We start from the raw sequence: 12,674 nt of genomic DNA, 5'->3' as shown, positions 1-12,674 counted from the left end.
CTACGCCGTGGACGACCTCGCCTGGCGGCGCTGCGCCGCGACGGAACGCAGCACTCCGGCCCCGGCGATCAGGAACCCGGCGCCCATCAGCATGCACACCCAGTAGAAGACGGACGGCAGCGGCTCGGCCCCCACGAACAACGGGGCGACGGTGGCGAGAGTGGCCACCGCGCCAATCAGGAAAACAATCGCGCCGATCCGGACCAGCAGATCCCCTGCCTGGGGAGTTTCGTCAGACACAGGACCAGGGTAAGTCCGGGCCAGAAGCGCGGAGGAACCACCCGGCGACGTCTTGTCACCGGGCACCGGACCATTAGCCTTGGGGGGTGGCGGGTCCGGTGGCCCGCTGCACTGCTATCCAGAGCTGTTTTTTCCCGCAGAAGACGCAGAAAACGCAGTACCCAGACCCCAGTGGTTTTCCGACGAGTACGAGGACGAGGACAGACGTGCCTACCGGCAAGGTCAAGTGGTTCAACAGCGAGAAGGGCTTCGGCTTTCTCTCCCGCGACGACGGCGGTGACGTCTTCGTGCACTCGTCGGTGCTGCCCGACGGCGTGGACGCACTCAAGCCGGGCCAGCGCGTCGAGTTCGGCGTGGTGGCCGGCCAGCGCGGTGACCAGGCGCTTTCGGTGACGATCCTCGACCCCGCGCCGTCGGTGGCGGCGGCCCAGCGCCGCAAGCCGGACGAGCTGGCGTCGATCGTGCAGGACCTCACCACGCTGCTGGAGAGCGTCACCCAGCAGCTGGAGCGCGGCCGCTACCCCGACAAGGCGCACGGCGGGAAGATCGCGAACATGCTGCGGGCGGTCGCCGACCAGCTGGACGTGTGACGGCGCCCGCACCGGACCGGGCCGGGCGGCCCGGCTAGCCGAAGTTCAGCGCATCGCGGCCGAGGGGCGGTACGAGCCCCTCGGCCGCGGCGCGCGTGAGCAGGCCGCGTACCGCCGCGTAGCCGTTCTCGCCGAGGTCGGCGGTGAACTCGTTCACGTACAGGCCGATGTGCTGGTCGGCGACGGCCGGATCCATCTCCTGCGCGTGCTCCAGCACGTACGCGCGCGATGCCTCGGTGTCGTCCCAGGCCATCCGTACCGACTCGCGGGCCGCCGCGGCCAGCTCGCGCAGCCGCTCCGCGCCCAGCGAGCGCTTGGCGATGATCGCGCCCAGCGGGATCGGCAGCCCCGTCGTGAGCTCCCAGTGCTCGCCCATGTCGGCCAGGCAGCTCAGCCCGTAGTTCCCGTACGTGAAGCGCGCCTCGTGGATGACCAGCCCGGCGTCCACCCGGCCGTCCCGTACCGCCGGCATGATCTCGTCGAACGGCAGCACCTTCACCTCGCCGACGCCGCCCGGCACCTCGTCCGCCGCCCAGAGCCGGAACAGCAGATACGCGGTCGACCGCTCGCTGGGCACCGCCACCGTCTTGCCGGCCAGGTCCTTGGCCTCGCCCGGCTCCCTGGTGAGCACCAGCGGCCCGCAGCCGCGGCCCAGCGCGCCGCCGCACGGCAGCAGCGCGTACTCCTCCAGCACCCACGGCAGCACCGCGTACGAGACCTTCAGGATGTCCAGCTCGCCGCGCTCGGCCATGCCGTTGGTGATGTCGATGTCGGCGAAGGTGACGTCCAGCGCGGGCGCGCCCGGGACCTTGCCGTGCGCCCACGCGTGGAAGACGAAGGTGTCGTTCGGGCACGGCGAATAGGCGATCTTGAGCGCGTCGCTCATGGCGTCCTCCAGGAGGTCGGGGCCCCGGCCGCCGTCAGGACGCGGGGGAGCGCGGCGCAGGCGGCGGAGAGCGCGCCGAGCGCGTCCCCGATGCGCCACGCGGCACGATCGCGCGGGCCGACGGGGTTGGAGACCGTACGGATTTCGAGCACCGGCAGGCCCTGCGCGGCGGCGGCCTCGGCGACGCCGAAGCCCTCCATCGCCTCGACGAGGGCGCGCGGGTGGCGCGCGGAGAGGCGCGCGGCGTGTTCCGCGCTGCCGGTCACGGTCGAGGCGGTGAGCACCGCGCCGCACGCGGCACCGGTCGCCGCGGCGAGGGACCGTACGAGGTCCGGCGGGGGGACGTGGACGACGGTCCCGAAGCCGAGCTCCGTCACCGGAACGAAGCCGTCCGGGGTCTCGGCGCCCAGATCGGCCGCGACGATCTCGTCCGCGACGACCGCGGAACCGACCGCGGCGCCGGGCCTGCCCGCGTCCGGACCGGGCACGAAACCGCCCCCGATCCCGGCGGAGATGACGAGGTCGTAACCGGCTCCGCAGCAGATTCCGGCGGTCAGCGCGGTCGCCGTCCCGGCGGCAGCGGCGGCCGGGCCGACACCGGCGGCGAGCACGTCGACGGCCACACCGGCCCGCTCGTCCGCGGGCGGCGCGGCGGCCCGGACCCGGTGCAGCGCGTAGCCGCCCGCCGGCAGCGCGACGACGTCCGCGCCGCCGCCACCGGCCACTCCCGCGACCACCGCGTCGCGCTCGGCCGCGACGGCGGTGACGACCAGGACTCGCGTCTCCGTCACCTCGCCACCACCAGCCTCACGCGTACGCCGACGGAATTCAGGATTCCGCGCGCTCCAGCTTGATGTTCCACACGCCCGTGTACTTGCCGCCCTTGGTGGCCACGACGGACACCACGGTGGAATCGGCCAGGCTGCGGGTCTGCTGGTTGACGAAGAGCTGCTCCGCGCTGTCGACGACCTGGTACGTCTGCTTGCTGACGTTGGTGATCGGGCTGCTGTTGGACAGCGCGATCCAGCCGTCCTCGGCCACGTCCGGCTCCACACCGAGCCGCAGCTTCTCGCCCGGGTGCACCGTGAGCGTCTTCTTGGGCGCGGTGGTCAGGCACTTGGCGAACTCGGCCTGCGCCTTCTTGTCACTGGCGGCCAGATCGCCCAGCACCTTGCCGTCGTCGTAGCAGGCGGCCTCGGCCGTCACGGTGTCCTTGCCGGCGGTCACCGTGGCGAGCGGGGTCGGCTTCTCACAGGCGGAGAGGGTGACGAGACCCAGGGACACGGCACCGAGGGCGGCAGCGGCACGGCGGCCTGTGCCCCAAGAAGAGAACGCGGTCATGCGGGCAGGCTATCGGTCGGCCCCGGTCACGCCACACGAGGGTGGGGCGCGCCGTGCCGCGCGGCGCCCAGCAGGCCGCGCACGGCCAGCAGCGCGCCCGCCGTCAGCAGCGCCGCGCCCACCGCCAGCCCCACCGTCCCGTTCAGCGGCAGCGCGATCCCCACGGCGCCGCCGACCACCGAGGACAACTGCAACGCCGTCTCGGAACGGGCGAACGCCGAGGTACGGACCGGCTCCGGCACATCGCGCTGGATCAGCGCGTCCAGCGACAGCTTCCCCAGCGCCTGGCACAGCCCCGCCGTCGCCGCCACACCCGTCACCACCACGATCGCCAGCACCGCGTAGAAGGCCGCCGCCGTGACCACCACGGCCAGCGCCAGCCCCAGCACCACCGCGATGATCAGCTCGGGGGCTCTGGCCCGCAGCCACGCGCCGACCGCCGTCCCCAGCGCGTTGCCCGCGCCGGCCGCCACCGCCACCAGCCCCAGCGAGACCTGCGGCCCCAGCCCGCCCAGCGGATGCTCACGCAGCAGGAACGCCAGGAAAAACGTCAGCAGGCCGGACAGCGACCGCAGCGAACAGTTGGCCTGGAGGCCGTGCAGCACCGAAGGGCCGACCGTCCGCAGCCCCGGCCGCCGCCCGCCGGCCAGCGCCTTCCCCGGCCGCTCGGCGGCCGCCCCCGCCGGCCGCTCACCGTCGTCCCCGGACGCCAGCCGCGCCCGCCCCTCACCCTTCGCCGAGTCCACCTTGTGCGGCAGCGAGAACGACAGGAACGTGCCCACCACGAACACCGTGAACGCGCCGTACAGCGGCCAGCCCGGACCGATCAGATGCAGCGCCCCGCCCACCGGCGCCGCGGCCCCCGTCGCCAGCAGCCCGGCGAGCGTCACCCGCGAATTGGCCTTCACCAGCGGAATGCGGGGCGGCAGCAGGCGCGGTACGACGGCGCTCCGCACCACCCCGTACGCCTTCGAGCACACCAATACACCCAGTGCCGCCGGATACAGCTCCAGCCCGCCGCCCGCGACCGCGCCCGACATGGTCAGCGCCAGCAGCGCACGGGCCAGCATCGCCCCGGCCATCGCGGCCCGCCGGCCGTGCGGCACCCGGTCCAGCAGCGGCCCGACCACCGGCGCCAGCAGCGCGAACGGCGCCATCGTGACGACCAGGTAGAGCGCCACCCGGCCGCGCGCCTGGTCCGTCGGCACCGAGAAGAACACCGTCGAGGCCAGCGCCACCGTGATCAGCATGTCACCGGCCGAATTCACCGCGTGCAGCTCGATCAGCTTCCCGAGACCCGACTCGCCCGCGCCGTGCGCGTGGGTGGCGCGCCGTATGCCGCGCCCGGCCGCCGCGAACGGGCGGCGCAGCGCCCGGCCCGCGGCACGGCACGCGCGGCCCGCCCCGCCGCCCTCCCGGCCCGGTCGTGTGGACGCCGTCGAGGCCCGCGCTCCCTTGGAGACCCGCGGGCCGGTGGAGATCCGCGAGGCCTTGGCGATCCGCGGGGCCCGGGCGGCCCTCGCGGTCCCCGCCCTGGAGACCCGCGACGCCCGCGACATCCGCGGCAGCCTCGGCTTCCTCGACGCCCGTCCGGCAGCCACGCAGCAATAGTGCCCCAACTCGCCCGGGACATGGCTCTTTCCGGGGCCTGTCGCGCCGGACCGCACGGCCGCCGGACGCTGCCGGTGACATTTGCCGCTCCCGGCGAGGGGTCGTACACCGTTGAAGGGGTAGCGTGTGTAGCGCGCCACCGGCGGTCGTCCTTGGCCGCGCGCCTTGCCGCGATCCCGCAGAATGGTTCGTAAGAGGTGCGCTCGACCGAGATGACCGGGCGCGGACGTCGACGCGGTCCCCAGGTCCGCTCCGCCCGCCCCGGCACGCCGGTCGTCCGGACAGGACAGGACAGCTCCGGCTGGCGCACTCGTGAGACGGCGTGGAAGAGAGAATCGATTCTTGTGAGTGCTGCGATGCGAAGCCGTACCCCGGACCGCCTGTGCGCCGAGGCGGTCGACCTTGCCCGCGCTGCGGCCGAGGAGGCCGCGGCGCCGGGAACGGTCGGCGAACACGTCGACGCCGTCGTCGACGGGGACCGGGTCGTCACGCACCTGTTCGAATGCAAAGAGGCCGGCTACCGGGGCTGGCGCTGGGCCGTGACCGTCGCCCGCGCCTCCCGCGCCAAACACGTCACCCTCGACGAGAGCGTCCTGCTGCCCGGCCCCGACGCGCTGCTGGCCCCCGAATGGGTGCCGTGGAGCGAGCGGCTGCGACCCGGTGACATGGGCCCCGGCGACCTCCTCCCCACCGAGGCGGAAGACATCCGGCTCGAACCCGGCCACGAAGCGGTCCGGGAGGCCGCGGAGGGCACCGGGACGGGCGGAGAGCCGGTCCCGGCGGGCGTCACCGAGCTCGCCGACGCCGAGGACGCCGATGTCGAGCCCGGCTCGCCCGCGGCCCAGCCCGAGACGACCACCCGCGGCAGCATCGCCGCGGTCGCCGACGAGCTGGGCATGGGACGCTCCCGCGTCCTCTCCCGCCATGGGCTGCACGCCGCGGCGGACCGCTGGGAAGAGGAGTACGGCCCCAAGACCGCGATGGCCCAGGCCGCCCCCGCCAACTGCCTCTCCTGCGGCTTCCTGGTCCCGCTGGCCGGCTCCCTGCGGCAGGCCTTCGGCATCTGCGCCAACGAATTCGGACCCGCGGACGGCCACGTCGTCTCCCTCGGCTTCGGCTGCGGGGGCCACTCCGAGGCGGCCGTCATGCCGAAGCCTCCGCGGCCGGCGCCGCCGGTCATCGACGAGACCGTCGTCGATCCGTTTGCGCTGCGGCCCGATCGCACGGGGGGGTCTGTGGAGGAGACCGGGCCGGGCGAAGAGTTCGGCCACAGCTGAGCCGTTACGGAGGCGCGGCCGACGATGTACCCCGGGCGGGGTGGGCCTGGTTCGCGGGGTCACGCCCTGGGGGTGGGCGTCTCGCGCTTCGCGCGAGGGGTTCGCTGGCGCGCGGGTCGCATTGTGTGGTTCCTGGGGGCGGGGGCGCGCAGGGGGCCAACTCCTCGACACCGTGTACGGCAACGGTGACTACATCGTGAACCCAGATACCCGGCTGCTCTGCGGGGATGGCCCCCTACGCACCCCCTCAGGTCGTTTGGCGACTGCGGCCAGCTGGGGGGAATTCTTCGATCACCCCCGTGCCCGCCCACCACGTGGTGAGGCTCACGGGGTGGAGGCGGGGACGGCCATGGCGTCACCCGGCGGTGGGTGCGTACCTCATGGCATGCCTGGCCCAGCCGCCACGCTCCGCGTGGCGGGCCCAGCCGCCGCGCTGCGCGCGGTGGACGCGGCCCCGGCCCCTGCGCTGCGCGCAGGGGTATGTGAGCCACGATGGCGGGAGAGCCGCAATCCGGCCGGGCTCGGGTCCACGCAGGGGTCTCCCCGCAGAGCAGCCGGGTATCTGGGTTCACTATGTTTTCGCCGTTGACGTACACGGTGTCGAGGAGTGACCCCTGCGTGGGCCCGAGCCCCCCACCCACCGGACCCCACGCGCACAACGCCCACCCCCACCGGGCCGACCGCGCAAACGCGCGCACCCCACCGGGCCATAGACGCCAGACGCCCACACCCACAAGGCCGTACCCCCGCGCCCCCCGCCCCCGCCCCCACCCGGTAGAAAGAGAAGTTCGGCTCGGACTACGGGAGAGAACGTGAGCGAAGCGGCAGAGGCAGATCCGTTCGGGACGGCTCGGCTGCGGCGGGGGGTGCTCGATGCCTGGGCGGCCTCGCCGGCCCGGTTCCGGGAGGACGCGAACGCCGAGGAGGACCTCGCGCTCGGCGGCTACCGGGACCGGCTCGCCGTGGAGCTGGCGCAGAACGCCGCGGACGCCGCGGCCCGCGCCGGCGTACCCGGACGGCTGCGCCTGACCCTGCACCCGGCCCGCGGCACCGACCCCGCCGTGCTGGTCGCCTCCAACACCGGCGCCCCCATCGACGCCACCGGCGTCGAATCGCTGGCCACCCTGCGCGCCTCCGCCAAGCGGGAGACCGAGACCGCGGTCTCCGTCGGCCGCTTCGGCGTCGGGTTCTCGGCGGTGCTCGCGGTCAGCGACGAACCCGCGCTGATCGGCCGCACCGGCGGCGTCCGCTGGTCGCTGGCCGAGGCCCGGGAGATGGCGGGCAAGGTCGCGGCGCACAGTCCCGGCCTCGGCGGCGAGCTGCGCCGCCGGGACGGCCACGTACCGCTGCTGCGGCTGCCGCTGCCCGCCGAGGGCTCCGCGCCGCAGGGCTACGACACGTCCGTCGTGCTGCCGCTGCGCGACGGTGCCGCGCACGAGCTGACGGTGCGCCTGCTGGCCGGTATCGACGCCGCGTTGCTGCTGACATTGCCCGGTCTGTCCGAGGTCGTCGTGGAGAGTCCGGACGGCGTACGGGAGATGAGGCGGCGCCAGGAGGGCGCGTACGTCGTCATCGAGGACAGTGAGCGCGGCACCTCGCGCTGGCGCGTCGTGAGCGAGAGCGGCGGGCTGGACGCGGAGCTGCTGGCCGATCGCCCGGTGGAGGAGCGGCTGCGTCCGCACTGGGCGGTGACCTGGGCGGTCCCGGTGGACGAGGAGGGCGCGCCGGTGCGCCCGGCGACCGTGCCGGTCGTGCACGCGCCGACCCCGACCGACGAGCCGCAGGGCCTGCCGGCGCTGCTGATCGCCTCTTTCCCGCTGGAGCCGACGCGACGCCACGTCGCGCCGGGCCCGCTCGCCGATCACCTGGTGCGGCGCGCCGCCGAGGCGTACGCGTCGTTGCTGGCCGGCTGGCAGCCGGTGTCGGCGGGGACCATCGATCTCGTACCGGGTCCGCTGGGCAAGGGGGAGCTGGACAACGAGCTGCGGCGGCAGGTGCTGGAGCTGCTGCCGCGGGTGCGGTTCCTGCCGAGCGCGGCGGCGCCCGCCATGGGCGGTGAGCTGTCCCTGGAGGCGGTGCCGGGGTCGAGCGGCCCGGACGAGCTGGCGCCGGGCGAGGGCGGCGGCTGGGGCGGTGCCCGGGGTGAGCAGGACGCGTACGTCCTGCGGCCGGTGGACGCCGAGCTGGTCGAGGGGGCGGGGGCGGGCACGGTCCGCGTGCTGGCGGAGCTGTTCCCGAGCCTGCTGCCCGCCGGGCTGGAGCGGCGGCCGGAGCTGCGGGCGCTGGGTGTGGCCCGGGTGCCGCTGGGCGAGGTCGTCGACCGGCTGGCGGGCGTGGACCGGTCGCCCGCGTGGTGGTGGCGGCTGTACGACTCGCTGACCGGTACGGATCCGGAGCGGCTGAGCGGACTGCCGGTGCCGCTGGCCGGGCCCGCGGGTGAGGAGGGCCGGGCGGCGCGGACGACGATCGGTCCGCGGCAGGTGCTGCTGCCGCTGTCGCAGAGCGCCGGTGACGGCGACGGCGCGGCGGAGCGGCACGGGACGCTGGCCCGGCTGGGGCTGAAGGTGGCGCACCCGGACGCGGTGCACCCGCTGCTGGAGAAGCTGGGCGCCACCCCGGCGGCTCCGCGCGCCGTGCTGACGACTCCCCAGGTGAGGGCGGCGGTCGCGAACTCCCTGGACGCGGAGGACGACGACTACGCCTTCGGCTTCGACGGCGAGCCGGCCGGGCTCGGCGGCGAGGAGCTGGCGGAGACCGTGCTCGGTCTGGTCCGGGACGCGTACCTGGCGCCGGGTGACGAGCCGTGGCTGGGGGCGCTCGCGCTGCCGGACGAGGACGGTGAGCCGGCGCCCGCGGGCGAACTGGTGTTGCCGGGGAGTGATTTCGAGCGGGTGATCCGTGAGGGTGAACTCGCCGCGGTGGATTCCGGGCTGGTGGAGCGCTGGGGGGAGCAGCCGCTGACCGCCGTGGGCGTGCTGGCGGGCTTCGCTCTCGTACGGGCTCCCGACGTGGTGCTGGATCCGGACGAGCTGGAGCCGCGGGACGGCGATTTCACCGAGCCGGACGACGTCGGCGTGCTGGATGCGGTGGACGTGTGGTGCGAGGACGTTCTCGACGGGCTGCCGGAGACGCCGGTGCCGCCGGTCGCGACGGAGATCGTGGCCGTACGGGACCTGGATCTGGTCGACGACGATGCGTGGCCGCAGGCGCTGGCGATGCTGTCGCGGCCGCCGTTGCGGGATGCGCTGACCGCGCCCGTACGGGTGCTGCTGCCGGACGGTACGACCGAGTCGGTCCGCCCGTACACGGCGTGGTGGCTGCGCGGGCACCCGGTGCTGGACGGCCGCCGGCCGGCCGGTCTGCGGGCCGCGGGCGGTGACCCGCTGCTGGCGGGGCTGTACGAGTCGGCGGACGCGGGCGACGTGGACGCCCAGGTGCTGCGTGCCCTCGGCGTGCGGACCTCGGCGGCGGCGCTGCTGGAGGAGCCTGGCGGCGCGGCCGAGCTGCTGGCCCGCCTCGCGGACCCGGCGCGGGAGGTGGGCTCCGCGCAGCTGCACGCGCTGTACGGGGTGCTGGCGGACCTGGACCCCGAGCAGGTCACGCTCCCCGACGAGCTGCGGGCCGTCGTCGACGGCGAGGTGCAGGTCGTGGACGCGGCCGAGGCGGTCGTCGCGGACGCTCCGGACCTGATGCCGCTGGCCGCCGGGCTGCCGCTGCTGCCGGTGACCCCGGCGCGTGCCGGGGATCTGGCGGAGCTGTTCCAGGTGCGGCGGCTGAGCGAGGTCTTCGCGGCGCCGGTGGTCTCGGAGGGCGGTCGGCACGAGGTCCCGGAGCCCGTACGTACGCTGCTGGGCCCGGACACGCCGCGGTCGTACGTCGAGCACGAGGAGCTGACCGTCGAGGACGGCACCGAACTCGACTGGCGCTGGACGCCCGACGGCACGCTGCACGCGGCCACCCTGGAGGGCGTCGCCGCGGGCCTCGCCTGGGCCGCGGGCCAGTGGCCCCGCCGTTTCGAGGCGGCGGCCCTGCTGGAGGACCTGGACCGCGCGGAGGAACTGGCGGAGGCCCGCTGGTTCGACTAGGGAGCGCCCGGGGGTGCGGGCAGGCCGGTGACCGCTGGGCCGGTGGTCTGCCCGCGCACCGGCCTGCCCGGCGGCGCGCGTACGTACCGGAGAAGCCGCCGGCGAAGCCGGCTACGCCGGGAAGCGCCGCCCGATGATCCGCCACGCGATTTCCAGCAGGGCCGCTGCCGCGACGGCGATGCCCACGGCGGTCCACGGCATGGTCGTGCCCACCAGTTTCAGGTCGAAGAAGTTCTGGAGCCAGGGGACGACGAGGACGATGAGGAAGCCGAGGCCCATGGTCAGGACCAGGCCGATGCGCCACCACGTGTACGGGCGCGCGATGATCGCCAGGACCCACATGGCGCTGAGGAACAGCGTGAGTGTGGCCGCGCTGGTTTCGGCGGGGAGGGCGTCCGGGCCGGTGTAGTGGCTGCGGGCCAGGAGGTATGTGGCGAAGGCGGCGAGGCCGATGATCAGGCCGGAGGGGACCGCGTACCGCATCACCCGCCGTACGAAGTGGGGTTTCGCGCGCTCCTTGTTGGGGGCGAGGGCGAGGAAGAAGGCGGGGACGCCGATGGTGAGGGTGGACAGCAGCGTGAGGTGCCGGGGCAGGTAGGGGTAGGGGATCTGGCAGCAGGCGACGAGGACCGCGAGCAGGACCGAGTAGACGGTCTTGGTGAGGAAGAGGGTGGCGACGCGGGTGATGTTGCCGATCACCCGGCGGCCCTCGGCGACGACGGACGGCAGCGTCGCGAAGCTGTTGTTGAGCAGCACGATCTGGGCGACGGCCTTGGTGGCCTCGCTGCCCGCGCCCATGGAGACGCCGATGTCCGCGTCCTTGAGGGCGAGGACGTCGTTGACGCCGTCGCCGGTCATCGCGACGATGCGGCCGCGCTTCTGGAGCGCTCCGACCATGTCCCGCTTCTGCTGCGGTGTGACGCGGCCGAACACCGCGCCGCTCTCCAGCGCTTTGCCCATTTCTTCCGGGTCGTCGGGGAGCTTGCGCGCGTCCACGGGCGAATCGGCGCCGGGCATGCCGAGTTTTCCGGCCACCGCGCCGACGGAGACCGCGTTGTCGCCGGAGATGACCTTCGCCTGGACGCCCTGCTCCTCGAAGTAGCGCAGGGTGTCCATCGCGTCGGGGCGCAGCCGCTGTTCGAGGACGATGAGGGCGGTGGGGCGTACGTGGTCGGCGACGGAGGGGGCGTGGAGGTCCTGTTCGGCGCGGGCCAGGAGGAGGACGCGCAGGCCCTGGGCGTTGAGGTCGTCGATCTCGGCGAGTGCGTCGTCGCCGGAGGGGAGCAGGACGTCGGGGGCGCCGAGCAGCCAGGTGGTGCGCTCGCCGTCCGGGTCTTCGAGGGCCGCGCCGCTGTATTTGCGGGCGGAGGAGAAGGGGAGCGCGTCCTCGGACCGCCAGCCGTCGTCGGCCGGGTACGCGTCGATGATCGCCTGGAGGGAGGCGTTGGGGCGGGGGTCGGACGCGCCGAGGGCGCCGAGGACCTGCTTGAGGTGGCCCTCGTCCGTACCGCCGAGCGGCCGCAGCTCGCTGACGTCCATGCCGCCCTCGGTCAGCGTGCCGGTCTTGTCCAGGCAGACCACGTCGACGCGGGCCAGGCCCTCGATGGCGGGCAGTTCCTGGACCAGGCACTGTTTGCGGCCGAGCCGGATGACGCCGATCGCGAAGGCGACGGAGGTGAGCAGGACCAGGCCCTCGGGGATCATCGGGACGATGCCGGCGACCATCCGGCGGACCGCCTCGTCGCCCGCCATGTTGAGCGTGAACAGGTGGCTGAGGATCAGGCCGAGGGCGGTCGGCACCATCATCCACGTCACGTACTTGAGGATCTGGCTGATGCCGCTGCGCAGCTCGGAGTGGACGAGGGTGAAGCGGGACGCCTCTTCGGCGAGCTGCGCCGCGTACGCCTCGCGCCCGACCTTCGTGGCGGTGAACGCACCGCCGCCGGCGACCACGAAGCTGCCGGACATCACCTTCTCGCCGGGCTGTTTGACCACCGGGTCGGCCTCGCCGGTCAGCAGCGACTCGTCGATCTCCAGGCCGTCGCTCTCCAGGACCTCGCCGTCGACGATGACCTTGTCGCCGGGGCCGAGTTCGATGACGTCGCCGAGCACCACCTCGGAGGTGGGGATCCCGGCGGACCGCCCGTCGCGCCGTACGGACGGTTTGGACTCGCCTATGACGGCGAGGCTGTCCAGGGTCTTCTTGGCGCGCAGCTCCTGGATGATGCCGATGCCGGTGTTGGCGACGATGACGAAGCCGAACAGGCCGTCCTGGATCGGCCCGACGATCAGGATGATCACGAACAGGACGCCGATGATGGCGTTGAAGCGGGTGAAGACGTTCGAGCGGACGATGTCGGCGGTGGAGCGCGAGGACCGTACGGGGACGTCGTTGACCTCGCCTCTGGCCACCCGCTCGGCCACCTCGGCGGCGCTCAGGCCGCGGTGGGCCGTGCCGGTGGCGGCGCCGTTCGCGGTTCCGGCGCCCTGCTCAGGTTCCTCGGCTTCGGTCTTGGCCCGCTCAGTCATGCCTTCGACGTTACGGGCGGAGCGGACACTTCACCCGCTGGATGCGGACAGGAAGGTGGCGGAAGTTGTTGGAGGGGTCCGTGTCAACCGGGGCGAAGCGGGGTGCGTCCCCCTT

At 73.9% G+C, this 12,674-nt stretch carries 9 protein-coding genes; 3 read left to right on the top strand and 6 right to left on the bottom strand.

Translation table 11 applies throughout. The features are described 5' to 3' along the window. Nucleotides 1-240, bottom strand: coding sequence for a hypothetical protein (locus tag A6A06_RS05435; RefSeq protein ID WP_073759276.1), 240 nt, complete (start codon nucleotides 238-240; stop codon nucleotides 1-3). A gap of 206 nt (nucleotides 241-446) precedes the next feature. On the opposite strand from A6A06_RS05435, the gene A6A06_RS43455 reads away from it, so the two are divergent. Further along, nucleotides 447-830 (top strand): cold-shock protein, encoded by a 384-nt coding sequence (locus tag A6A06_RS43455; protein WP_030022252.1) that lies wholly within the window; start codon nucleotides 447-449, stop codon nucleotides 828-830. A 34-nt stretch (nucleotides 831-864) separates the two neighbouring features. Here the strand turns inward: A6A06_RS43455 and A6A06_RS05425 are convergent, their stop codons facing one another. Genes A6A06_RS05425 through A6A06_RS05410 form a run of 4 tightly spaced genes read right to left on the bottom strand, consistent with a single transcriptional unit; the run spans nucleotide 865 to nucleotide 4,616 of the window. Then, nucleotides 865-1,716, bottom strand: a complete 852-nt coding sequence (locus A6A06_RS05425) for a 1,4-dihydroxy-6-naphthoate synthase (RefSeq protein ID WP_073759275.1) — start codon at nucleotides 1,714-1,716, stop codon at nucleotides 865-867. Then, nucleotides 1,713-2,507: a futalosine hydrolase gene (locus A6A06_RS05420; RefSeq protein ID WP_073759274.1), complete on the bottom strand. Its 795-nt coding sequence runs from the start codon at nucleotides 2,505-2,507 to the stop codon at nucleotides 1,713-1,715. The genes A6A06_RS05425 and A6A06_RS05420 overlap by 4 nt, the downstream gene beginning before the upstream one ends. A 37-nt stretch (nucleotides 2,508-2,544) precedes the next feature. Further along, nucleotides 2,545-3,057: a hypothetical protein gene (locus A6A06_RS05415; protein ID WP_073759273.1), complete on the bottom strand. Its 513-nt coding sequence runs from the start codon at nucleotides 3,055-3,057 to the stop codon at nucleotides 2,545-2,547. Nucleotides 3,058-3,083: 26 nt separating this feature from the next. Continuing rightward, the gene (locus tag A6A06_RS05410; RefSeq protein ID WP_199930681.1) at nucleotides 3,084-4,616 is read right to left on the bottom strand and encodes an MFS transporter; all 1,533 of its coding nucleotides are present in this window, start codon (nucleotides 4,614-4,616) and stop codon (nucleotides 3,084-3,086) included. A 408-nt stretch (nucleotides 4,617-5,024) separates the two neighbouring features. Between A6A06_RS05410 and A6A06_RS05405 the strand changes: the two genes are divergently transcribed. Then, nucleotides 5,025-5,945, top strand: coding sequence for a DUF3027 domain-containing protein (locus tag A6A06_RS05405; RefSeq protein WP_073759272.1), 921 nt, complete (start codon nucleotides 5,025-5,027; stop codon nucleotides 5,943-5,945). 812 nt (nucleotides 5,946-6,757) lie between these two features. Further along, the gene (locus A6A06_RS05400) at nucleotides 6,758-10,030 is read left to right on the top strand and encodes a sacsin N-terminal ATP-binding-like domain-containing protein (RefSeq protein ID WP_073759271.1); all 3,273 of its coding nucleotides are present in this window, start codon (nucleotides 6,758-6,760) and stop codon (nucleotides 10,028-10,030) included. Between the two features lie 111 nt (nucleotides 10,031-10,141). Here A6A06_RS05400 and A6A06_RS05395 read toward each other — a convergent pair whose 3' ends face one another. Continuing rightward, nucleotides 10,142-12,559, bottom strand: a complete 2,418-nt coding sequence (locus A6A06_RS05395) for an HAD-IC family P-type ATPase (protein ID WP_073759270.1) — start codon at nucleotides 12,557-12,559, stop codon at nucleotides 10,142-10,144. Nucleotides 12,560-12,674: the final 115 nt, after the last annotated feature.

Source organism: Streptomyces sp. CB02923, from assembly GCF_001905005.1.
Taxonomy (GTDB): domain Bacteria; phylum Actinomycetota; class Actinomycetes; order Streptomycetales; family Streptomycetaceae; genus Streptomyces.
This window is presented reverse-complemented; position numbering and strand designations above follow the sequence as displayed.

Excerpts from the sequence above, each read along its gene's own strand:
- A6A06_RS05425 (WP_073759275.1), bottom strand. The coding sequence starts at position 1,716 with ATGAGCGACGCGCTCAAGATCGCCTATTCGCCGTGCCCGAACGACACC.
- A6A06_RS05415 (WP_073759273.1), bottom strand. The coding sequence starts at position 3,057 with ATGACCGCGTTCTCTTCTTGGGGCACAGGCCGCCGTGCCGCTGCCGCC.
- A6A06_RS05410 (WP_199930681.1), bottom strand. The coding sequence starts at position 4,616 with ATGTCGCGGGCGTCGCGGGTCTCCAGGGCGGGGACCGCGAGGGCCGCC.
- A6A06_RS05405 (WP_073759272.1), top strand. The coding sequence starts at position 5,025 with ATGCGAAGCCGTACCCCGGACCGCCTGTGCGCCGAGGCGGTCGACCTT.
- A6A06_RS05395 (WP_073759270.1), bottom strand. The coding sequence starts at position 12,559 with ATGACTGAGCGGGCCAAGACCGAAGCCGAGGAACCTGAGCAGGGCGCC.